Source organism: Kiloniella litopenaei (genome assembly GCF_000982415.1).
GTDB lineage: Bacteria > Pseudomonadota > Alphaproteobacteria > Kiloniellales > Kiloniellaceae > Kiloniella > Kiloniella litopenaei.
The window spans coordinates 1-20,100 of record NZ_LANI01000026.1 but is presented as its reverse complement, the minus strand read 5'-3'; the positions used below and the strand labels follow the sequence as shown (position 1 = coordinate 20,100).

Genomic DNA, 20,100 nt, shown 5'->3' with positions numbered 1-20,100 from the left:
CCAGAGGGTCGGAGGTTCGAATCCTCTCTCCCCGACCAATTATTCAAAAAAGAATAATTGACCACAAAGACCGCCTTTGAGCGGTCTTTTGTCATTTTGGCGCCCAGCACTTTGGAAAAGCCATTGTAACACTACAATGTCTGGCACTTCATTCTTTTCCTATACGCCCCTCTCTATACCAACTAAGCTTTTACCCAATTCATACCCCCGTGCTGGAGCCTGATATGTCGTTAGATCTCTTGTTGCTGTTTATTCCTGCAGCCTTTGCAATCAATATTTTGCCTGGCCCAAACAACATGCTCGCCATGACAAATGGTCTGCGCTATGGACTGTTTGATGCGATGATAGGTGGATTGGGCCGTCTGGCAGCCTTTGCAATCCTTATTGTGCTCACCGCCACGGGACTGGGCGCCATCTTGGCAGCCTCTACAACAGCCTTTTACGTTCTGAAAATCGGCGGCGCGATATATCTTGTTTATCTTGGCATTCGCTTGTGGCGCACAAAAACGGAGAATGCCGAAGCGATTGAAGGACAACAAAAATCAAAAGCCTCTCCCTATGCCATTATTCGACAGGAATTTCTGGTAGCAATCAGTAATCCCAAAGCAATCTTGGTTTTCACAGCCTTCTTCCCTCAATTTATTGACCCTGTTCTTCCAATATTACCTCAGATAGCAACAATGGGTATCACCTTTGTACTTCTCGAAATTATCGCCTTATTCCTTTATGCAATCTCGGGAAAACAGCTTGCTTTTCTGACCAGAACGCAAAAGGGGCAAAAAATGATGAACCGGACCAGCGGATCGTTCCTCATTGCTGCTGGCGGTCTTCTGGCCACATCAAGTAAATAGAGTTATCTCATCCCCAAAACCTTATTAAACACCAGAAAGTGCCGGAAATATCCGGCATTTTTCTTATTCAGTACAATTTATTTTCACATACAGAGAATAAATACCAACGTTGAAGTGTCTTCTACCTACACGGATATTTTTAAATCTCTAAATTGAGGAAATGAAGGCAATGAAAACACTGCTAAAAACAATCGTCGCCGCAACGACACTTATAATGGTTTCTCCCCTTGCTGCATCTGCAGAAAATCTGGATGGTATCGTCACCACCAGCGAAACATCTCTGGGGGAAATTCTCGTTAACAACAACGGAATGACCCTCTACTCCTTTGATAAGGATTCAAGTGGGAAATCAGCCTGCAATGGCGGTTGTGCAAAAGCCTGGCCCCCTCTTCTCGCTTCATCTTCAGCTGCTGAACAAGGAAATTACACAAAAATTACCCGTGATGACGGGACGCAACAGTGGGCATATAAAGGAATGCCACTTTATGGTTGGGTGCAGGACAAAAAGCCCGGCGATGTCACCGGAGATAAATTCAAAGGCGTCTGGCATGTTGTAAAACCTTGATGCCCGAGTCTTAAACCATTATGGACGAGTTTCTTGATCAACGAAAAAGCATCCCCGCTGCCTCAGGCGATATGGCTTACACATTGGTTAAAGAATCTCGTCCCAGACTGCCAAGTTGATGACACCAAAACGAACTTTGTTATTCAACGTTGATGATAATGATATTGACCGCAATCAACGGATAAACAGCCCGACAACATCCACCTTTAGCTTTAGGCGAAAAATAACACCACTTTTCAAGACTTCACTAGGGACTTATTCACCAAGGCTGTTATAGTAATAGAAAAGCTATTGAAATTTATCGGGCTTCTTCACAAGTAAGAAGCTCTGTATTTCAGATATTACGTACAATGTTTATACACGTTCATAAGGAAGTGTCTCAATGACCGATTATCGTTCTGCCTTGGTCTATGTAATGGTTCTTACATCTGCATCTGACAGCGACATGACTGATTCAGAGCTGGCAACGATTGGTGAAATCGTAAAATTCCTGCCTGTGTTCAAAGGCTACAACCCGGAAGACCTTCCTATGGATTCCCGCGAATGCGCTAACCTTCTCGAGGGTGACGATGGTATTGATCGCGTCCTTGATAAAGTTGTCGCTGCGCTACCAGAGCATCTCAGAGAGACAGCCTATGCGCTTGCACTAGAAGTCGTTGCTGCGGATGGTATTGCCAGCCAGGAAGAATTACGTCTGTTGGAAATCCTACGTCATACACTTGATATCGAACGTCTGGCAGCCGCGGCAATCGAACGCGGTGCCCGTGCCCGCTATATGCATGCTTAGCATTTGAAAATTCTGAATTGATAAAAGAGAGGCCAACAACCTCTCTTTTTTTATTTCAAAAGAAACTTCACCTCCATGTCCCCGCACCCATATTTGAGATAAGGCATCCTTTTGTCTTTCTTGATCCCACAAAAGAAGGGGTCACACGTGCGGAAGGACAGGCACACACAAAATGCCTCTATCACTTGCCGATAAATTAACAAAGTAACCCATTATCTCGCCCCCGAGTTCCTCTATTAGGAAAACCTCTTAACAGGGCATTGACGATCTTGTGATTTCGCTATTGAAACCCATCAAAATCCTTATATAACACCTATTATAGAGCTATCGTTTTTGGCAGGCACTGCATGATATCCGACACACGACAACAAGATCGCCCCATTGCCCTTTGGCTTTTATTTTGCTGTGGAATGATTCTGGCGATGGCCGTCATTGGCGCCATTACCCGCCTAACTGAATCAGGGCTGTCAATCATGGTGTGGGAACCTTTCAAAGGCGTTCTCCCCCCCATGAACCAAGCTGAATGGGAACGTATGTTTGATATCTACAAACAAATCCCCGAATACCAGCAAGAAAACCTGGGTATGAGCCTGGACGAGTTCAAAAGTATTTTCTGGTGGGAGTTCATTCATCGCCTGTGGGGGCGGGCTATTGGTGTTGTTTTCCTGTTACCTTTTTTGTGGTTTTTGATTAGAGGACAAATCAGAAAACCACTCATTCCCCATTTAATCCTGATGTTTATTCTTGGCGGATTACAGGGAGGCTTGGGCTGGTACATGGTTGCCAGCGGTTTTGCCGACAGAACAGATGTCAGCCAGTACAGATTAACCGCGCACCTGTTAATGGCCTTTGCCATTTATGCCTATCTTTTCTGGATAGCCATTGGCTTGCTGTTCCCAATTCCAAGCAGAAACTCGGCCCTATCAAGTGCCAAGCTTCACATACCGCTTTACCTCACCCCCATACTCGTGACCATAACAATTGCTTCTGGTGGCCTTGTGGCCGGTCTCAATGCAGGCATGATTTACAATACCTTCCCCTTGATGGACGGGGAAATCATTCCCGATGCCTATCATGCGCTGGAACCATGGTATTTGAATATTTTTGAAAATATCGCAAGCGTACAGTTCAATCATCGGGCTTTGGCCATTACCACCTTCACCATTACCCTGGTTATATGGATATGGGCAGCTCTTTTACCTCGGTCTTCGGATCTAACACTTGCCATGAATCTTCTGCTCTTGAGTGCCGTCGTTCAGGTTATATTGGGTATAAGTACTCTTTTACTTGTTGTCCCCATCTCATTAGCAGCCATGCATCAGGCCGGTGGCCTCTTGTATCTTACCGCCAGTCTCTATGCGCTCTATGTTGTGCGCCGGGATAAAAATCCCGCTCTCTATTAAGGTTTATTGGATATGTCAGATTATAAATTTCAGGTCCACGATATGGACATCCCCGATGAACCGCTTGCCATCTCTGTTCTCACGGGCTTTTTAGGGAGTGGTAAAACCACCCTGCTGAAAGAACTTCTACAACATCCCGATATGGATGAGACTGCTGTCATTGTGAATGAATTCGGCGAAATCGGGCTCGATCATCTGCTGGTGGAAAGCTCCACAGAAGACATTGTTCTGATGAACAGCGGTTGCCTCTGCTGTACCGTTCGCGGAGATTTGGTCGAAACAATCAGAAAGCTGTACAAACAACGTTTGATACAGGAAGTGCCCGCCTTTAACCGTATTGTCATTGAAACAACCGGTCTGGCAGATCCAGCCCCAATTCTTCAGACATTAATGTCCGACCCTTTTTTGAGCGACCGCTTTAGACTGGATGGCGTTATCGTCACTGTTGATGCCATTAACGGCGCCGAAACTCTGACTAATCATCAAGAATCAGTCAAACAGGCAGCCGTTGCTGATCGCCTTCTCCTGACCAAAACAGATCTCTCCCAAGACAAGGATTTTAGTGACCTTCTGGCCCGCCTCAAAGACCTGAATCCTACAGCCAGTGTCTTCAAAACAGCAAAAGGGCAAATTGATCCTGCCCAGCTTTTCAACGCAGGTCTTTATAATCCTGAAACCAAATCGCTGGATGTCCAGAACTGGCTAAAAGCCGAAGCCTTTGATAACGAGCACAACCACTCTCACGCACATGATCACAATAACCACGGGCACGGACATGATCAGGGGCATGATCACGGGCACCATCACCACCACGGGCATGACCATAGTCACGACGTCAACAGACACGATGACAAAGTACATGCTTTCTGCCTGACACATGACAAGCCCCTCGACTGGGATCAGCTTAATTCATGGGTTGATATGCTGATCACGCTGTACGGCAGTAACTTACTTCGGATCAAAGGCTTGCTTAACATCGAGGGTGATAAGAACCCCATCGTTATTCATGGCGTTCAGCACGTTTTTCATCCCCCCGTCATGCTGGAAAACTGGCCAGATTCAGATCGCCGATCAAAAATTGTTTTTATCGTTAAAGACCTGAAAAAGGAAATGTTCGAAGATACCTTTAAAGCCTTTATGGAACAGAGTGAAGATTTGATCTAGAGGGATAGCCCTGAGTTAACCGGCAACAGTCTTAAGATTACCCGCGCCTTCATGGTTACACCATCTAAGGAAATCTTCAGCAGGCATCGGTTTGGCAAAGAAATACCCCTGTGCTTCTTCGCACCCCCGTTCCTTGAGGAATAACATGTGGGATTTTTCTTCTACGCCTTCGGCCAAGACTTTTGTTCCCATAGCATGTGCCATGGATATGATTGCTGCTGTGATAGCCGCGTCATCCTGATTTTGGTCTAGTTTCAAAACAAACGACTTATCAATCTTTAACTTATTTACCGGGAATCTCTTTAGGTATGAAAGCGAGGAATAGCCGGTACCAAAGTCATCAATCGCCAAGTGTACCCCGAGTTCAGCGAGACTATTCAATATACGATCAGCTTCTCTAAAGTCGGCCATAATTGCGGTCTCGGTAATTTCTAGCTCAAGGCATCCCGGACTGACCTGGGTAAACTCCAGAACTTCGGCGACCTTATGGACAAAATCAACCTGTCTGAATGAAATAGCAGACAAATTAACTGCGACACGAATACCTGGCAAAATATTTTGCCACTCTTTTGCCTGTGTACAGGCGGTTGTCATAACCCAATCGGTGATTGGGTCTATTAACCCTGTTTTTTCAGCAATAGGAATAAAGCGATCTGGGCTAACCATTCCATCGCTGCTATGCCAACGAATAAGAGCTTCAGCCCCGATTAAACGCCCTGTCTGTAGTTCGATCTGAGGCTGGTAATAAAGTTCAAATTCATCTTTATCCAACGCAGCCCGAAGCAGGTGCTCAATTCGGCTGCTTTCTTCAAGATTCTTTTTTAAACTGCTGTCAAAGAATGTGTAGGTCGACCGTCCCTTATGTTTCGCCTGATAGAGCGCCATTTCAGCATGCCCCAAAAGCTCAGTTGCCGTTTCCCCATGTTCTGGACCAATCGCAATCCCGACACTACATCCTGAATAAACTTCTTTGCCACTTAAGAAAAAGGCTTTCCCCATCCGCATCAAGAGCCGCTGAGCACAATATTCCGCATCAACTTTTTCTTCGACAGGTAACATCAACGCGAATTCGTCTCCCCCCAATCGAGCCAGATGCGCGCCGGGGATTAATTCTTCTTTGAGTAGATCCGCAATTTTACGAAGAAGCTGATCCCCCGTTTCATGACCAAAGATGTCATTCAGGTCCTTGAAGTGATCCAGATCCATTACAAGAACAGCACAATATTGCTTTTTCTCACTGGGATCATCATCTTCGTAGATCTCAGTCCCTCTAAGAAGGGTTGGGTACTGATCAACAGCATGCACAAACTGGATACGATTACCAAGGCCTGTTAAAGCATCATGATAAGTCATATGTTCCACAGTTTTTTGCGCTTCAATCCGTGCCTTGATTTCCTTTGAAAGCTCTTGTGTGCGCTCTGCTACCTTTTTCTTTAAGACCCCCTGAATACGCAGCAACTCTTCCTGTCGCAACAAAAGATCATTGATATCCTTGGCTTCGATTAGATAGGCACTTCGGCCCCCATGTCGGAATTTAGAGACAAACATTTCAACACGCAGCTCGCCCCCCTTTAATCCTATTAGCTTTAAGGGAAAAGCCTGTGTTTCAGCTGATAAAAGCTTAAAATCCTTGTTAAAAACTGACTTATAATCAGGATGGACAAATCTTGAAAACACCTCGCCGAGGACATCATCTTCTTTTTCTCCCTCGAGCAATTTTAGCCCTGCGGGATTCATGTAGCTGATACCTTTATCGTCACAGATACACAGGAAAGACAAAGCCGCATCTTTCAAAATTCGCTGTGACATCTCGCTTTCGACAAGAGCTGCCGCATTTTTCTTGGCAAGAGAGAAATCCTTACCATAGAGAATAATGGTGTTCTGTTCAGCCTCAACAACAGAATCGGCATAAAACATAATCTCATGCTTACTATTGTTGAAGCCAATAACTTTTAGAGGGAAATCTGTTTTTCCAGTTTCTAATAATCCTTGCCAAATCTCGTTAAACACCTCGTGATATTCGACGTCAATAAGATCAATAATAGGTAAAAAATTATCATTGTCAGAATTATCATAACCAAGCATGTCGCATCCCGCTTTGTTGCAGAAAACAACACTCTGGCCTCGCACCAAAAGCGCAAGATCGGGCAGAGCATTCAGGATTTGCTTGATATCTGTATTCAAACTTTATTCATGACCATCACAGAAATAGTCATCCATTCCATTGTACAAAAAACCACTGTCAGAGCAGTTTTGGTAACTTGAGAAAACCACTCCGTTTCATTCTCTAAACTAACAAAGTGACTCTTACTGGAATGTAAAGATTAGGATTATTTACTGCTTTTTTTTACACGAAATATTACTTTGTCTTTCCTGGCTCTATTCAGGATGTTTTTTTGACCCGCGATCTCTGAAATATTTGATCAAGAAATTAATCGCAACGATAGGTAAAACCAGTCCCGCACCCAAAAGTATGTAATGCCCGCCCCAATCAATTAATTCAGCGGTAGAATCGACGACCTTCTGGAAGTTATCAACAACCCAGTTCAAAAGCCCCAACGCATCTGTATTGAAAGCAGCAAGAACCACCCCGACAACAAAACAAAGAAGTATGATCTGAATAATGCGGCCAACCATGTTATTCCCCACGTAATCGGTCACCTTGAAAGGGGCTTCGATTTATAATCAAGTTCATTAAAATACAGTAGAACAGGTATTTTCTAGAATCCGGCAGCTCTTAGGGCAAGAACAATCAACACAAGGACAAATCCACGCCGAGATGAACAAAGCTTTTATAAAAACAATAAAGGCGTTGTTTTCTTGAAAACAACGCCTTGTAACATGAAGCCTAAAACTGGGTAACATCAGGCCCCAAAATGGCAAAAATCAATTATTTTTGATTTCCCAATAGTTTCCAGACTGTCGGCAACAATAATGAAGCCAAAGCCAGTTTGACTGCATCACCCATAAGGAAAGGCAACATGCCCCATTCCAGAACAGGCTTATCCCAGCCAACAAGGGAACCAAGCCAAAGCAAACCAAAACTATAAATCACAGCATTACCAATGATCATGGCAATAGCCGTTGAGATATAATTTCGATCCCATCCCTTTTCTGCCAACCAGCCAAGTAAAACAGCCGCAAAGAAGAAACCAAGAAGGTAGCCCCCGGTTGTCCCCATCATATAGGCAAGACCTAGCCCTTTGTCAGGCGTACCAGAAAAGACCGGAAGTCCCATCGCGCCTTCAAAAAGATAAAGCATGATTGTCAGGCCACCAAGGCGCCAACCATAAGCCATGCCGATCATAAAGACCACGGTGGTTTGCATGGTCATTGGTACGGGATAAAAAGGAATTTGAATCTTGGCCGACGCCCAAAGAGCGAGGGACCCGACAAACACCATCAACATTTTTGTAAAAAGGTTAGAATAAGAACCCACAAGTTGCTGGCCCAACGTCGGATGAGCGGTCTGTACCGAGAGCATCAATATGCCTCCTGCAAAATAAACAAATAGTTGTTATCGAATTCTATTAGAAGAAATAAGAATCGACAAATTCAATTGAACTCTACCAAGCGTGCTCTCAAGAAGAAAGTTGCAATTCTGCAGGTACAGGTTGGGTATATGACAACAGTACCTGCAATTAAACGTTACACAGTTAAAAAATGCTGCCCCGACTATTTTCAGGCACCCAACCTAAGGCACGTATAAGTTTTTTTCGCCTAACCGCCAGATAGGTTGATGTCCGGGTAATCTGTAATAATGCCATCCACCCCCATTTTGATTAACCGCGAAAAATCTTCTGGATTATTAACAGTCCAAGGAATGACTTTCAGCCCCTCTTTATGTGCTTCTTGTACCAATTCTGGTGTTAGCTCACGATAAAAAGGAGACCAGACGCTTCCACCGGCAGACTTGACCATTTTTGGAATACTTCCTGCATAGTCATCAACATCAAAACCAGCAGTCCAACCACTGGTTCCCTTTTGTCCAACAGCAATATTATCCAGCCACTTTTGTTGAGCGCTTAAATAAACCGTCGGAATGTCCGGTGCCCGTTTCTGTACCAGTTGAAGCGTACGCCAATCAAAAGACTGGATTGTTACCCGATCCCACATGCCATGTTTATTGATAACCGCCAAAAGTGCCCCGACGAAAGCCTCTGGATTAACTGTCATATCCGGTGCTAACGGATTTATTTTAGTTTCAACATTAAACCGTACATTGTTGTTACCTGACTTTGTGACCAGATCAAACAAATCAGATAACCTGGGAATAGATTGAAATTCTTCAGACTTTTGTTGCGCAAACCTTTTGGCGTACTTTGATCCGGGTTTAAGCGCACCCACATTAAAACTGGCTAGATCCTGATAAGTCATCGCCTTCAAAACAAGGGACTTGGCCTCAACCCAGTTCCCTTTGGTGTCTCGTGCGATATCAGAATTCAAATAAGGATCATGATGTATAACCACAACACCATCCCGGGTAACACCCGTATCAAGTTCCAGGGTTGTCACCCCAAGCTCCAGTGCTTTGGAAAAACCAGCCAACGTATTTTCCGGCGCCAATCCACGCGCACCGCGATGCCCCTGTAAATCAAAGTTCTCTACCACACCAAGATCAGTAAATCGTTTTGAAATATTTTCTGCCACAACCGGTTGCGTAAGCCCAAAAACGGCAAGGATTACAAAAGCCCTGCTTATCACCTGTCTTAAAGTCATTAACTATTCCCCACTGGCTGCCCGATTGGCTTGCTATCATCAAAGTTGAGAACCAAAACCTGACGTGTCAGGGGCGCAACCTTCATCGATCCCATATTGCGTGGATCAATCCAGATTGCCTGTTCAATTTCTGCCTGTGGCCCAACAGAGGTATCACTTTTAATATAAAAAACATCTGCTTCTACAGAAGCATGTTCTTCATTTGCCGCCGGTGCCGTAAACTTACCCAAAAAACGACAGTCCGCCCGATCAAAGGTAAAACCAAGCTCTTCGCCAAGTTCACGTTCCAGAGCAGCCAACGGCTCTTCCCCATGTTCAATCTTTCCGCCCGCCTGCATAAAAAAAGATGTGCCCCGTTTTCTAACAAGAAGCATTTTACCATGCCGATTACCGATCACAGCTGCCGCAATCCTGATTACTTCTGACGTTTCATTGTTATTTTCTTGGGAACTCATCAAGGAACTTTCTTTTATAAAATAATCAAGCCAAAGAACTTCGGTAACTGACTAATTGGAGCGGGTGAAGGGAATCGAACCCTCGTATGCAGCTTGGGAAGCTGCCGTTCTACCATTGAACTACACCCGCTATAGCAAGGCGCCAGATTGGCACATATAAGATCATTAGTGGTATCCTTTGCCCGATAATATGACAAGATATATGTGACGTGCCTCCATTACTTTTAGCAAACGAAACAGCTAATATTTTTTAGGGTAAAATTTTACTTTTTGCGCTCTTGACGTCAAAGAAAGCCTTCCTAAATGTTGTCTAGCGGGGGCTGATATCAGACCCGCAACATAGGCCTTAATGGCCGTTTGTTATGATCACATTGCTTTTAGGAGGATGTCGTTATGACACGTTATGATCTATCACCGCTTTTCCGTTCAACAGTCGGGTTTGACCGCCTGGCACGGATGCTGGATGAAATACCAGACTATAAAGACAATAGCCTGAGCTATCCGCCCTATAACATTGAAAGCGTCAACGAAGACCAGTACAGAATCACTATGGCTGTCGCAGGTTTCACCCAAGAGATGCTCAATATCAGTTTTCATGAAAACATGCTTCTCGTTTCAGGGGAAATCCCCCAAACCAAAGAAGAGCGTAAATATTTGCATCACGGCTTGAGCACCCGAAAATTTGAACAAAAATTCCAACTTGATGACTATGTCAAAGTTGAGAATGCATATCTTAAAGACGGCTTGCTCACCATTGATCTCATCCGTGAAATTCCGGAAGAAAAGAGACCGCGTACGATTGAGATATCCCAAGGGCAACCCGCGAATTTGCTGGGTAAAGCTAAAAAAATAATTGAGGGAACAAAGAATAAAGCCGCGTAACCCCCTTACGCATTAGTTTATCTGTTGCCTCTCGCAAGCGTCGGGATCATCCCCGACGCTTGTTTTTATCTCACAACAAGCCCCAAGCTTTTCCTATTGAGGTAAAACCCTCGTGATCACAGGTTCTTAAAGCTGACAAAGCTTGGTTTGATCTATACCTTTGCCTGAACTTTCTGAAACAGAACGAATCAGTTTCAACTGATTACGTAAATGAGGGCATCTATGGGGATCAAAAATACTTTCACTTCTGCGGTTCTTATTACAGGGCTTGTTTTCAGCGTGACATCACCACAAGAAGGTGTCGCCCAAGACCAAAGCCTTCCAACGCAAGACTGGGCAAAAATTGAAGCCAAAGCCCAAGGGCAAACCCTTTACTGGAATGCCTGGGGCGGCAGTGAACTTATCAATGAATATATCGCCTGGGTTGGCAAGCGGGTATGGGAAGACAATAAAATCACTCTCAAACACGTCAAGGTTACGGATACCGCAGATGTTGTCAGTCGGGTTCTGGCCGAAAAAACCGCGGGTAAAAATACCAAAGGCTCTGTAGATCTCGTCTGGATTAATGGTGAAAACTTTGCCTCTATGAAGAAAAACGGGCTTCTGTTTGGCCCCTTCACCGAAAATCTTCCCAACTATCGTTTTGTTGATGTTGAAAACAAAGCAACGACAACAACCGATTTCACAATTCCGGTTGATGGTCTTGAAGCCCCTTGGGGAATGGCGAAGTTTAACTTCATTTACGATAGCGCCCGTGTGGATAATACTCCCAATTCTAGCGCAGAACTCTTGATCTGGGCCCAGAACAATTCAGGGCGTTTCACCTATCCATCCCCCCCGGACTACTTGGGGTCTACCTTTCTAAAACAGGTTCTGGTCGAGACAGTTGACGATCCTGAAGTTCTGCGTAACGAAGTAACAAACGACGCTGAATTCGAAAAAGCAACATCAGCTCTGTGGAATTATCTTGATCAACTCCACCCAGCTCTCTGGCGCGATGGCAAACAGTTTCCGGCAAGCAGTTCAGCTCAACAGCAACTGCTAGATGACGGCGAAGTCGATATTCATCTCTCCTTCAATCCGGGGGCTGCTTCTTCTCTTATCAAATCCGGTGAACTGGCCCCAAGCGTGAGAACCTTTGTTTTTGACAAGGGAACAATTGGCAACACCCACTTTGTTGCCATCCCCTACAATTCATCCAGTAAAGAAGCAGCAATGGTTGTTGCAGACTTCCTGATGAGCCCGGAAGCACAGGCCCGAAAGCAGGATCCACAGTACTGGGGTGATGATACCGTACTTTCTATCGCCAAACTGTCGCCTGAAGATCAAAAAATATTTGCTAACATTGAATTGGGCGTTGCCACCCTGTCTCCGCAAGATCTGGGGCCGACCTTGCTCGAGCCACACCCAAGCTGGATGGAACGTATCGAAAAAGAATGGCTGACACGATACGGACAATAAGCTCTATTATCCGTATAAGCCGACGATAGCGTAACGCCATGGCAAAATCCTTCAGCTCAACTCTCAGCGTGCTTTTCAGTTTGCGCACTGTTCCCGTGTTGACGCTCATGGTTTTTCTGCTCCCCGTTCTTGCTGGCCTCTTCAGCACCATTTTTCCAGCCTTTGGATATCTGCCCGCCATCGGGCAGGTATCTTTCACGACGGCTGCATGGACACAGCTTTTTGCACATCCGGCACTCCCCAATGCCCTTCTGACATCTGTTAGCAGTGGAATAATCGCCACACTCCTGTCACTCATTCTATCGCTAACTTTTGTTGCCGCATGGCAAGGAACAAACTCTTTTAAGAGAGCACGTCAACTTCTTGCCCCAATCCTTGCTATTCCACATTCGGCGCTTGCCATCGGCCTTGCGTTCCTCATAGCCCCAAGTGGCTGGATTACGAGAACGATTTCCCCCTGGGCAACCGGATGGGAGCGCCCCCCAGACATTGCCGTTATTCATGATGAATGGGGCCTCTCTCTCATTCTGGGGTTAATGATCAAAGAAACCCCCTATCTTTTGCTGATGATCGTGGCTGCGTTGGATCAGTCACAAGCCAAGCAACGTCTGAAGCTCGCGAAAACCTTGGGATATCATCCCGTCTCAGCATGGATAAAGGGCGTACTGCCGGTTATCTACAAGCAAATTCGCCTGCCCATTTATGCCGTGCTGGCTTTCTCACTTTCCGTCGTTGATATTGCCCTTATCCTTGGCCCCACAACACCACCAACATTATCCATACTGGTTCTTCGATGGTTCAATGACCCTGATTTAAGCTATCGGACAATCGCCGCTGCCGGGGCGTTGCTTCAACTTGGTGTTGTTGTCGGCGTAATCTTTCTCTGGTGGGCGACAGAAAAAGCTGTCTCCCGGTTGACGAGACGCTGGCTAGCAAATGGCAAAAGATCCTTTGCAGAAACGCCTGTCAGGATATTTTCCAGAATATCGCTGAATAGTATTTTTGTTTTGTTTTTTGGCAGCCTGCTTGTCATCGTTTTCTGGTCCTTCACACGTCGATGGCAATATCCGGATTTTTTGCCCTCTGTCTGGAGCATCCAAAGCTGGGATCGTAATATAAACAACCTCTTGTGGAGCAGTTCTGCGACCCTGATCATCGGCCTGATTAGCTCTTTGATTGCGGTTATCCTTGTCATTGCATGTCTTGAGAATGAAAAACGCCGGAAAAAATCCGCCGGGACAGGAGCTTTATGGCTAGTCTATTTACCTCTTATGATCCCCCAGGTTTCCTTCCTCTTTGGCGTACAGGTTTTAACAATCAAGGCTGGGATAGATGCCACTTGGCTTGCCATGATCTGGGGCCATCTTCTCTTTGTTCTTCCCTATGTGTTTTTATCTCTGACCGATCCCTATCGACAACATGATGATCGCTATATTAAGGTTGCTCTTTCTATGGGGGTAAGTCCAACACGTGCTTTTTGGCGGATCCGGTTACCAATGTTGCTCAGGCCGTTGCTATTTGCCCTCGCAATCGGTTTTGCTGTTTCCGTTGCCCAATATCTACCCACTCTCTTTATCGGTGGTGGAAGGTTCTCCACACTGACGACCGAAGCTGTTAATCTTTCCGCGAGCGGTAACAGACGTATTATTGCTGTTTATGCCTTGCTTCAAGCCCTGTTACCCCTGTTATGTTTTGCTACTGCACTGGCTTTGCCGAATGTTATTTTCCGCAATCGCCGTACCCTGAGAGAACATTGAGCGAGATCATTAAGTGAGGACATTAAATCACGCCATGCAACAAAAAATCTTTCAGCAGGATGCAATTGCTGCAACGGCCCCTTCTCTCCATTTAAAAGAACTTGCGCTAAGTTTGCGAAGTCAGCAGCTCTTCTCAAAATTATCGCTGAGTATTTCGCCTGGGGAAATTGTCACCATAATGGGGCCAAGTGGTTGCGGAAAATCAAGTCTGCTTGCCGCTATCAGCGGAACACTGGAAAGAGATTTCGCACTTGAGGGGCAGGTTCTTCTGGATGAGCTAAATCTCATAAATCTGCCACCGGAAGAACGACACATCGGTATGCTTTTTCAGGAAGATCTTCTTTTCCCCCACATGTCAGTAAACGACAACCTAGGGTTTGGAATTCCAGCGCATATAAAAGATAAGAAAAAAAGGAATACTTTAATCGCTCAAGCGCTTGATGAAGCAGGACTATCAGAATTCGAAAATCGTGATCCAGCAACTCTATCTGGTGGACAACGCGCACGAATTGCTGTTTTGAGAACACTCCTCTCACAGCCGCGCGCCCTATTACTTGATGAACCTTTCTCAAAGCTTGATGCTGAACTCCGCGCCCGTTTTCGTAACTTTGTCTTTAGACATGCCCGAGCCAACAATCTGCCAACGCTTATGGTCACGCATGATCCGGACGACGCCCAATCTACGGGTGGTAAAGTTATTCAAATGTCCGATTTATAGAACCAATTTTCCAATGAAATTCTCGCATTATTTCCATGAATAATGCACAGAAGGGATTGCTTTCTGTTAATATATTTATATTAACAGTCGTCTAACAAAGTGATATGAGATTTTTTTAATAACAGAAATATTGTCTTGATTTTGCTCTTGCGGCAAAAACAAGATAAAAGCGGTCTCGTTTTGGGATAGCTTGGGAGCCAGCGTTCATGTATAGCCAGACAACCCGGTCTATAACGGTAACAGTAACACCGACTTTTCTTGAAGATCAGTCGTCACCTACTGATGACCATTATGTCTGGGCGTATCAGGTTCAGATAGAGAATACCGGCAACGAAGCCGTCACCCTGAAAAATCGCTACTGGCGTATTACTGATTCAATGGGACGTATTCAGGAAGTCAGAGGTGCAGGTGTCGTTGGCGAACAACCTCTCTTGAAACCTGGTGAAAGTTTTGAATATACAAGCGGTACACCTCTTTCTACTGCCTCTGGAATTATGTGTGGCAGTTATGAAATGGAAGACACAAGCGGGGAACTTTACGATGTACTTGTTCCACCCTTTTCACTGGACAGCCCTTACGAAATAGCGCGTCCGAACTAGAACAACTCTTCTATTGGTATCTCGGATCCGATAGAAGCTTTAAGGAATACAGTCCGTGAGTGACAAAGATAGCAAAGTCATCCGCCCTTCACGCGATGAAGCTCTGGCCGCTGTTGAAACCCTTTTGCGTTGGGCGGGCGACGACCCCACCCGCGAAGGTCTTTTGGGAACACCTGATCGTGTCGTACGCAGTTACGAAGAGTTTTTTGCTGGCTACAATATAGAACCTCGGGAATTACTTGAGCGTACTTTCGAAGAAGTCGAAGGATACGACGAGATTGTACTACTCCGGGACATCCGTTTTGAATCTCACTGCGAACACCACATGGCACCGATTATCGGTAAAGCACATGTCGCTTATCTACCCAATAACCGCGTTGTTGGCATCAGTAAGCTTGCTCGCGTTATAGAGGCCTATGCAAAACGGCTTCAGATTCAGGAAAAGATGACCGCACAAGTGGCCAATGCCATTAACGAGGTTCTCCAACCCAAAGGCGTTGCCGTTGTGATCGAAGCTGCGCACCAATGTATGACAACCCGGGGCGTTCATAAATCAGGCGTAACAATGGTAACCAGCCGTATGCTTGGTCTGTTCCGGACCAATCCATCTACAAGACGTGAATTCCTCTCACTCATTGGAAATCCTTCTTCTTCAGCGTCTTAAGAAATCGAAAAGTCCAAAGCCCCCATTAATCCGCAATGCGGATAGGGGGCTTTTGCATACCAATAGCTTTATTTTTCTGATACGCTCCCAGCAATTTCGCCCTTATGTCAGTTTCCTAATTGGAATAGATATAAGATCTTTTTGATGCCAATCTGGCGCCCCAATGGATTTTCCCGCTTTCGTTTCCGGGTGATTTTCATTGGTCCTGAAAACATTATTCGGCCAAAAGGTTTGAAGATGATCAAGTTCCGTCCCGTCGTCTTCGTCACAGGAATACTGCTTTCAATCATGGCCATTGCCATGATCATACCTGCCATCGTTGATGCAGCCGCCGGGCACCCTGACTGGCGCGTTTTCGCGACGTCTTCTGCCCTCAGCCTTTCGGTTGGCATATCAATGGTTCTGGCAACCAACGCAACCTGGACAGCCTTTAGTTTGCGCGAAGCCTTTGTTATTACGAACCTCGCCTGGCTGACGATCGCCATCGCCGGAGCTGTCCCTTTGGCATTTTCAGAACTGGAACTCAGCATCACCGATGCCTTCTTTGAATCCATGTCCGGGATCACGACCACAGGCTCAACAATTATTGTCGGGCTGGATGAAACACCCCCTGGAATTCTTCTCTGGCGTGGCATTCTACAATGGCTTGGCGGAATCGGTATTATCGTGATGGCCGTCGCCATTCTTCCCATACTGCAAGTTGGTGGTATGCAAATGTTCCGGGTCGAAGCTTTCGAGGCAGATAAAGTACTTCCCAAAGCCGCCCAGATTGCCGCTGCAATCGCGATTTTCTATGTCTTTATTACAATCGGCGCAGCAATCATCCTTTCTCTGTTAGGCATGAGTGGCTTTGATGCCGTTGTGCACGCAATGACCTCAATAGCGACGGGTGGATTTTCGACCTACGATGCATCGATCGGGCATTTTGAAGACCCTAAAATCCATTGGGCGATCAGCGGATTTATGGTTCTTGGCTCCATTCCTTTTATTCTCTACCTGCGCGTGATACGCGGGGATTTCAAATCTCTTATCAAGGACAGTCAGGTAAAAACTTTCCTGATTATCCTTGGGTTATCAATTGTGCTCATCACCTATTGGCTGGTTGCGGACAATGGCTATTCTTTTGCTACGGCATTACGACTTTCAGCCTTTAACGTCATCTCCCTCATGACCGGTAGCGGCTTTACAACCGCAGACTATGGCTTGTGGGGTGGCTTTGCCCTCGCCTTGTTATTTATCCTGATGTTTGTCGGTGGGTGCGCAGGCTCCACGACCTGTGGCATTAAAATATTTCGCCTGCAGGTTCTCTATTCAACTGCCGAGGCACAGCTCAACCGTTTGATCCAACCCAACGGTATTTTCTTTCCGACCTATAATGGTAACCCAATCCCGGAAAGTGTCTCAGACTCAGTCATGAGCTTCTTCTTCCTCTTTGCCGTCAGTTTTGTCTTGCTTGCAGCAGGATTAGGTTTCTCGGGATTGGATTTCATCACTGCTATTTCAGGCGCGGCAACTGCAATTGCAAATGTTGGCCCTGGCCTTGGGGAAACCATTGGCCCCGCCGGAAACTTTCAACCTTTACCCGACAGTGCCAAATGGCTCATGTCAGCAGGGATGCTCCTTGGACGACTGGAACTCTTCACTATTATGGTGATGATCCTCCCCCGGTTCTGGCGTGGCTAACCAAGATACAATACAGGAAAACCAGCCCGCTCAAAGGTTATCAAGGTCTCTCTCTTCAGCGTGAAAGCAAACCATTTTCAATGGCATAGCGCGTTAGACCAGCGGTTGAGCTTATATCCAGCTTTCTTTTGATGTTCTTACGGTGTGTTTCCACTGTGCGCACACTGATATCCAATTCCAGGGCAACGTGCTTGTTACTTTTGCCTTCTGCCAGTAACAACAAAATTGTTTGTTCCCGCGTGGTCAAAGGCCCTTCGACATCACTATCCTGATAAGACATCAGAATTTTAGAAACACCAGAACTAAAATAAGTTCCCCCTAAATGCACAGCTTCAATAGCAGCAACTACTTCTTGCGAAGGAACATCTTTGAGCACATAACCACGCGCCCCATACCGTAGAGCGCTTGATATATATTCACGATTATTATGCATGCTCAGGATAAGGAGTTTTATCTCTGGATACTTTTCAGCAAATATTTCTGTCGCGTCCAGCCCGTTCAATTCCGGCATATTAATATCCATCAGGACAACATCCGGCCTCAGCCCTTCGGCCTTTGCCAAAGCTTCGGCCCCGGTCGTGGCCTCGCCAATTACTTCGATGTTATCGTAAAGTTCCAGACAGGATCGCAGGCCATCCCGAACCAAAGGATGGTCGTCACACAGCAGAACAGATATTACTGTTTTTTTATTCGTCATGATTTGACCTCGGCCTCTGTCCTCAAAATACCTTTCGGCAGTGTCGCAACGATCCTTGTGCCTGATGAGGAAGACGTAATTTCCAACTCACCACCATGATGCTCCATGCGCTCTTGCATATTACGTAGCCCAATACCTGCGAGTGGGTCTTTTCGAGTATTCAACCCCTGAATATCAAAACCGGAACCATTATCAACGATATCTAATGTTACAATGCCATGATGTGCCGCCAAGTTAAGTGTGACAAGATCCGCATTTGCATGGCGTTCAATATTTGTCAAAGCTTCCTGAGCAACCCTAAACAATGTTGTTTTTGCATCCTTTGGCAGCAAGTTCCGGAAAGTGACAGTACTTATTTTAACTTTAATGTTCGTTCGCTCGGAAAATTCATGGGCCAAACTCTCCAAGGCTGGGGACAAGCCCAGATCATCTAACAGGCTTGGCCTTAGATCCCGGGAAATACGCCGGACTTCGTTAATGGCAATGTTCAAGGCGTTTGCCCCTTTTTCAATTGCCCCGGCGACCCCCTCGGTATCTTCAGTTATACGTTGTGCTTTTTTCAACGCTATTTCATGCGCATACTTTATTGAAACAAGAATTTGGCTAATTCCATCATGAAGCTCTCGGGCAACACGCCCTCTCTCTTCTTCCTGTGTTTCTATAATGCGCTGTGTAAGATCTTTTAACTTTCCATCCGCAACGCGCCGCTCATGAAGGTTTATGGCAATCCCAGTTACAAAAACACCACCAAGCGCGGTGAAGGTGATAATCAGAATAATGACAGATGTTTCCCGAATACGTTCTTCAACTTCCAACTCAAACTCAGCCACCTGGGCAATAACATCATCAATATAAAGCCCCGTTCCCAACATCCAGTTCCATTTATCAAGTGCAACTGCATAACTGATTTTATCCCGAATCTCTCCGGTAGAGGGTTTCGCCCATAAGTAACGATGAAAACCACCACCCTCTTGTGCCCTGAAAATCAAATTCTGAATGACAAGATTACCCGTGGTATCTTTTAGCTCCCACCAATTTTTGCCTATCAATTCGGGTTGTTTGGGATGGACAAGATTTGTGCCTTCAAAATCATACACAAAGAAATAACCATCCTCACCATAGGTCAGGGTTTTCAGTATCTCATTAACCTGTCTTTTTGCTTCGGAATCATCTGCCAAGGCAGGTTCATAAATATGCCGAATTGATGTCTGAGCCAGACTTAAATAATTTAACAGCTCCAATTTCTTGGCATTCAGCATATTTCGCTCAAATGCCGCGATTTCATCATTGGATAACCGTTGTGTTTGATAGGTTACCAAAATAGAAATAGCCGAAATCGCCAAAATCAAGGGAACGGTTGCAAGCAAGAGCACTTTCTGCTTTAAATTCATAACCTTATTTTCCGTTCACCTTGAAACATTACGGGATATTTGCATTAAATTCTGACTATAGCATGCTACTTTTTGCTTTTCTCTCAGTATTAGTTGGTATTTTCGTCCCCCCACAAAACGTGATTAACTACCGACTGCTGCGAATATAAATCCCGGACTGTTCCTGATAGACAGTCCCCAACAATATACAGCACAATCAAGCCGTCAAAGAAGCGGCGTCATAATAAAAACAAGAAATCTTGCAAGTTTGAGATTATTCTTTCTAACCGGAGGCAATTTTAATGAATCGTAGAAAGTTTCTAAC

The 20,100-nt window shown here is 45.4% G+C and carries 19 protein-coding genes and 1 tRNA gene; 12 read left to right on the top strand and 8 right to left on the bottom strand.

What is annotated here, in order from left to right:
• The first annotated feature begins 224 nt into the window (after window positions 1-224).
• The 5 genes from WH95_RS16685 (at window position 225) to WH95_RS16665 (ending at window position 4,770) form a co-directional block, all read left to right on the top strand.
• Entirely contained in the window at window positions 225-851 is a 627-nt protein-coding gene (locus tag WH95_RS16685) for a LysE family translocator (protein ID WP_046509422.1), read from the top strand.
• A gap of 169 nt (window positions 852-1,020) precedes the next feature.
• Window positions 1,021-1,416: a COG4315 family predicted lipoprotein gene (locus WH95_RS16680; RefSeq protein WP_052742105.1), complete on the top strand. Its 396-nt coding sequence runs from the start codon at window positions 1,021-1,023 to the stop codon at window positions 1,414-1,416.
• A gap of 382 nt (window positions 1,417-1,798) precedes the next feature.
• A complete protein-coding gene (locus WH95_RS16675; RefSeq protein WP_046509419.1) occupies window positions 1,799-2,203 on the top strand; it encodes a tellurite resistance TerB family protein in 405 nt (134 codons plus the stop codon).
• 347 nt (window positions 2,204-2,550) lie between these two features.
• Window positions 2,551-3,606 carry a COX15/CtaA family protein gene (locus WH95_RS16670; protein WP_046509417.1) on the top strand — a complete coding sequence of 352 codons (1,056 nt, stop codon included), beginning with the start codon at window positions 2,551-2,553 and terminating at the stop codon, window positions 3,604-3,606.
• A 12-nt stretch (window positions 3,607-3,618) separates the two neighbouring features.
• Entirely contained in the window at window positions 3,619-4,770 is a 1,152-nt protein-coding gene (locus WH95_RS16665; RefSeq protein ID WP_082114205.1) for a CobW family GTP-binding protein, read from the top strand.
• Between the two features lie 15 nt (window positions 4,771-4,785).
• Here the strand turns inward: WH95_RS16665 and WH95_RS20745 are convergent, their stop codons facing one another.
• The 6 genes from WH95_RS20745 to WH95_RS16635 form a co-directional block, all read right to left on the bottom strand.
• Window positions 4,786-6,954 (bottom strand): bifunctional diguanylate cyclase/phosphodiesterase, encoded by a 2,169-nt coding sequence (locus WH95_RS20745; protein ID WP_052742104.1) that lies wholly within the window; start codon window positions 6,952-6,954, stop codon window positions 4,786-4,788.
• Between the two features lie 195 nt (window positions 6,955-7,149).
• On the bottom strand, window positions 7,150-7,407 hold the full coding sequence (locus WH95_RS16655; protein WP_046509416.1) for a hypothetical protein: 258 nt from the start codon (window positions 7,405-7,407) through the stop codon (window positions 7,150-7,152).
• Window positions 7,408-7,660: 253 nt separating this feature from the next.
• Window positions 7,661-8,254, bottom strand: coding sequence for a biotin transporter BioY (locus WH95_RS16650; RefSeq protein ID WP_046509414.1), 594 nt, complete (start codon window positions 8,252-8,254; stop codon window positions 7,661-7,663).
• Between the two features lie 236 nt (window positions 8,255-8,490).
• A complete protein-coding gene (locus tag WH95_RS16645) occupies window positions 8,491-9,489 on the bottom strand; it encodes a glycerophosphodiester phosphodiesterase (RefSeq protein ID WP_082114204.1) in 999 nt (332 codons plus the stop codon).
• The gene (locus tag WH95_RS16640; protein ID WP_046509412.1) at window positions 9,489-9,944 is read right to left on the bottom strand and encodes an NUDIX hydrolase; all 456 of its coding nucleotides are present in this window, start codon (window positions 9,942-9,944) and stop codon (window positions 9,489-9,491) included. Before WH95_RS16640 ends, WH95_RS16645 begins: the two co-directional genes overlap by 1 nt.
• 56 nt (window positions 9,945-10,000) lie before the next feature.
• Window positions 10,001-10,074 (bottom strand) — tRNA-Gly (locus WH95_RS16635).
• A gap of 263 nt (window positions 10,075-10,337) precedes the next feature.
• On the opposite strand from WH95_RS16635, the gene WH95_RS16630 reads away from it, so the two are divergent.
• From WH95_RS16630 to WH95_RS16600, 7 genes are all read left to right on the top strand, one after another.
• Window positions 10,338-10,826: an Hsp20 family protein gene (locus tag WH95_RS16630; RefSeq protein ID WP_046509411.1), complete on the top strand. Its 489-nt coding sequence runs from the start codon at window positions 10,338-10,340 to the stop codon at window positions 10,824-10,826.
• 222 nt (window positions 10,827-11,048) lie between these two features.
• Window positions 11,049-12,287, top strand: a complete 1,239-nt coding sequence (locus WH95_RS16625; protein ID WP_113772043.1) for an ABC transporter substrate-binding protein — start codon at window positions 11,049-11,051, stop codon at window positions 12,285-12,287.
• Window positions 12,288-12,325: 38 nt separating this feature from the next.
• Window positions 12,326-14,044 (top strand): ABC transporter permease, encoded by a 1,719-nt coding sequence (locus tag WH95_RS16620; RefSeq protein ID WP_046509409.1) that lies wholly within the window; start codon window positions 12,326-12,328, stop codon window positions 14,042-14,044.
• Window positions 14,045-14,078: 34 nt separating this feature from the next.
• On the top strand, window positions 14,079-14,762 hold the full coding sequence (locus tag WH95_RS16615; protein ID WP_046509407.1) for an ATP-binding cassette domain-containing protein: 684 nt from the start codon (window positions 14,079-14,081) through the stop codon (window positions 14,760-14,762).
• Between the two features lie 206 nt (window positions 14,763-14,968).
• Window positions 14,969-15,361, top strand: coding sequence for a Co2+/Mg2+ efflux protein ApaG (apaG, locus tag WH95_RS16610; RefSeq protein ID WP_046509405.1), 393 nt, complete (start codon window positions 14,969-14,971; stop codon window positions 15,359-15,361).
• Window positions 15,362-15,416: 55 nt separating this feature from the next.
• Window positions 15,417-16,025, top strand: a complete 609-nt coding sequence (gene folE, locus WH95_RS16605) for a GTP cyclohydrolase I FolE (protein ID WP_113772042.1) — start codon at window positions 15,417-15,419, stop codon at window positions 16,023-16,025.
• A 144-nt stretch (window positions 16,026-16,169) separates the two neighbouring features.
• A complete protein-coding gene (locus tag WH95_RS16600) occupies window positions 16,170-17,708 on the top strand; it encodes a TrkH family potassium uptake protein (RefSeq protein ID WP_342667144.1) in 1,539 nt (512 codons plus the stop codon).
• Window positions 17,709-17,763: 55 nt separating this feature from the next.
• Here WH95_RS16600 and WH95_RS16595 read toward each other — a convergent pair whose 3' ends face one another.
• A complete protein-coding gene (locus WH95_RS16595; protein ID WP_046509401.1) occupies window positions 17,764-18,405 on the bottom strand; it encodes a two-component system response regulator MctR in 642 nt (213 codons plus the stop codon).
• Window positions 18,402-19,796, bottom strand: coding sequence for a cache domain-containing protein (locus tag WH95_RS16590; RefSeq protein ID WP_046509399.1), 1,395 nt, complete (start codon window positions 19,794-19,796; stop codon window positions 18,402-18,404). Before WH95_RS16590 ends, WH95_RS16595 begins: the two co-directional genes overlap by 4 nt.
• Between the last annotated feature and the right edge of the window lie 304 nt (window positions 19,797-20,100).

Excerpts from the sequence above, each read along its gene's own strand:
- WH95_RS16620 (WP_046509409.1), top strand. The coding sequence starts at position 12,326 with ATGGCAAAATCCTTCAGCTCAACTCTCAGCGTGCTTTTCAGTTTGCGC.
- WH95_RS16640 (WP_046509412.1), bottom strand. The coding sequence starts at position 9,944 with ATGAGTTCCCAAGAAAATAACAATGAAACGTCAGAAGTAATCAGGATT.
- WH95_RS16665 (WP_082114205.1), top strand. The coding sequence starts at position 3,619 with ATGTCAGATTATAAATTTCAGGTCCACGATATGGACATCCCCGATGAA.
- WH95_RS16680 (WP_052742105.1), top strand. The coding sequence starts at position 1,021 with ATGAAAACACTGCTAAAAACAATCGTCGCCGCAACGACACTTATAATG.
- WH95_RS16650 (WP_046509414.1), bottom strand. The coding sequence starts at position 8,254 with ATGCTCTCGGTACAGACCGCTCATCCGACGTTGGGCCAGCAACTTGTG.
- WH95_RS16600 (WP_342667144.1), top strand. The coding sequence starts at position 16,170 with ATGCCAATCTGGCGCCCCAATGGATTTTCCCGCTTTCGTTTCCGGGTG.
- WH95_RS16590 (WP_046509399.1), bottom strand. The coding sequence starts at position 19,796 with ATGAATTTAAAGCAGAAAGTGCTCTTGCTTGCAACCGTTCCCTTGATT.
- WH95_RS16630 (WP_046509411.1), top strand. The coding sequence starts at position 10,338 with ATGACACGTTATGATCTATCACCGCTTTTCCGTTCAACAGTCGGGTTT.
- WH95_RS16615 (WP_046509407.1), top strand. The coding sequence starts at position 14,079 with ATGCAACAAAAAATCTTTCAGCAGGATGCAATTGCTGCAACGGCCCCT.
- WH95_RS16625 (WP_113772043.1), top strand. The coding sequence starts at position 11,049 with ATGGGGATCAAAAATACTTTCACTTCTGCGGTTCTTATTACAGGGCTT.
- WH95_RS16645 (WP_082114204.1), bottom strand. The coding sequence starts at position 9,489 with ATGACTTTAAGACAGGTGATAAGCAGGGCTTTTGTAATCCTTGCCGTT.
- WH95_RS16595 (WP_046509401.1), bottom strand. The coding sequence starts at position 18,405 with ATGACGAATAAAAAAACAGTAATATCTGTTCTGCTGTGTGACGACCAT.
- WH95_RS16685 (WP_046509422.1), top strand. The coding sequence starts at position 225 with ATGTCGTTAGATCTCTTGTTGCTGTTTATTCCTGCAGCCTTTGCAATC.
- apaG (WP_046509405.1), top strand. The coding sequence starts at position 14,969 with ATGTATAGCCAGACAACCCGGTCTATAACGGTAACAGTAACACCGACT.
- WH95_RS16655 (WP_046509416.1), bottom strand. The coding sequence starts at position 7,407 with ATGGTTGGCCGCATTATTCAGATCATACTTCTTTGTTTTGTTGTCGGG.
- WH95_RS16670 (WP_046509417.1), top strand. The coding sequence starts at position 2,551 with ATGATATCCGACACACGACAACAAGATCGCCCCATTGCCCTTTGGCTT.
- WH95_RS16675 (WP_046509419.1), top strand. The coding sequence starts at position 1,799 with ATGACCGATTATCGTTCTGCCTTGGTCTATGTAATGGTTCTTACATCT.